We start from the raw sequence: 1,615 nt of genomic DNA on the forward strand, positions 1-1,615 counted from the left end.
AATCGTTACTCAGCGGTAGTGCGGGCCGGTTTTCAGGAAGGCCCCGGGTCGCCGCTCTCCCACGCATCCGCCACCGGCACCCGAGCCGTCGCCCGTTTCCCGCCCCACTGAGCCACCCCGCCAGATATCACGGAAAGTAACAGCACGGCGGAAAGAGGACATCTGCGGGGTTACAGGGCACGGCCGGGGTTGAGGATGCCGGTCGGGTCGAAGACGCGGCGCAGCTGGCGTTGCAGGTCGTGGCTGCGGCTGCCGAGTTCGGTGGCAAGCCAGCGGCGTTTGAGCACCCCGACACCGTGTTCGCCGGTGACCGTGCCGCCGAGCTCCAGGGCGAGGGCGAAGATCTGCTCGGCGGCCGCCCATGCCTGGGGCGGGATCTCCGGCAGGGACGGGTCGACGACGATGATCGGGTGCAGGTTACCGTCGGCGGCGTGCGCCAGGGTGAAGATCTCCACCCCGGTGTCGGCACCGATCTCGGTGACGCGGGCGACGGCCTGCGCCAGCCGCCCGCGGGGCACGGCGATGTCCTCGATGAGTACCCGCCCGAGGCGTTCCAGGGCGGGCAGCGCCGCGCGGCGGGCGGCGAGCAGCGTCTCGGCGGTCGCCGCGTCGGCGGAGCGCCGCACCAGCCGGGCCCGTCCGGCGAGAACCGTCTCGGCGGCGTCGGCCTCCTCGGCGGCACCCGACCCGTCGGTCTGGACGAGCAGGAACACCTGCCCGTGGGCGGCGAGGTCGCTGCCGGTGGCGGCGTCGACGGCCTGCACGGTGCGGGCGTCGAGCAGTTCGGCGACGGCGGGGACGATGCCGGCGGCGCCCAGGGCGGTGACCGCGTCGACCGCGGCGGCGACCGTGTCGAAGTAGGCGGCAAGGGTGACGGTGGCCCGCGGCGCCGGCCGCAGCCGCACGGTCGCGCCGACGACGACGCCGAGGGTGCCCTCGGAGCCGACGAACAGGCCGGTCAGGTCGTAGCCGGCGACGCCCTTGACGGTGCGCCGCCCGGTGCTGATCAGCTCGCCGTCGGCAAGGACGACGTCGAGGCCCAGCACCGACTCGCGGGTCACGCCGTACTTGGCGCAGCGCAGCCCGCCGGCGTTGGTGGCGATGTTCCCACCGATCGTGGAGATCGCCGCGCTTGCCGGGTCCGGCGCGTAGCACAGGCCGACCTCGCGGGCGGCGGCGTCGAGATCGGCGGTGATCACGCCCGGTTCGACGACGGCGACGGCGTCGTCGACGGACAGTTCGCGGATGCTGTTCATCCCGGCCAGGTCCAGCACGACGCTACCCGGGCCGGCGGCGGCGCCGCCGGCGAGCCCCGTGCCGGCGCCGCGCACCGTCACCGGCACCCCGCGGGCGACGGCGACCCGCAGCACGGCCTGCACGTCGGAAACCTCGCGGGCGAACGCCACCCCGAGCGGACGGCCGTCGGGGAGCCAGCCCGAGCGGTCGAGGCGGTGCGCGTCGACGACCGCCGGGTCCGTGCTCCACCGGCCGACCGGCAGCGCGACGGCGAAGGCGTCCGCGCGGATCACCTCCGCGTCCACCGGGCCGACGGCGCGCGACCGCGGCGCCACGCCGGCCCCGGCCGTCCGGGGTGGGGTCGCGGACGGCCGGGGTG

1 protein-coding gene is annotated in these 1,615 nt (G+C 75.5%); it reads right to left on the reverse strand.

The features are described from left to right. Positions 1–170: 170 nt before the first annotated feature. A partial coding sequence (locus NBZ85_RS30940; RefSeq protein WP_498041281.1) for an FAD-binding oxidoreductase occupies positions 171–1,615 on the reverse strand: 1,445 nt, incomplete at its 5' end.

This window comes from Frankia tisae (assembly GCF_025403405.1).
In the GTDB taxonomy this organism is placed as follows: Bacteria; Actinomycetota; Actinomycetes; order Frankiales; family Frankiaceae; genus Frankia; species Frankia tisai.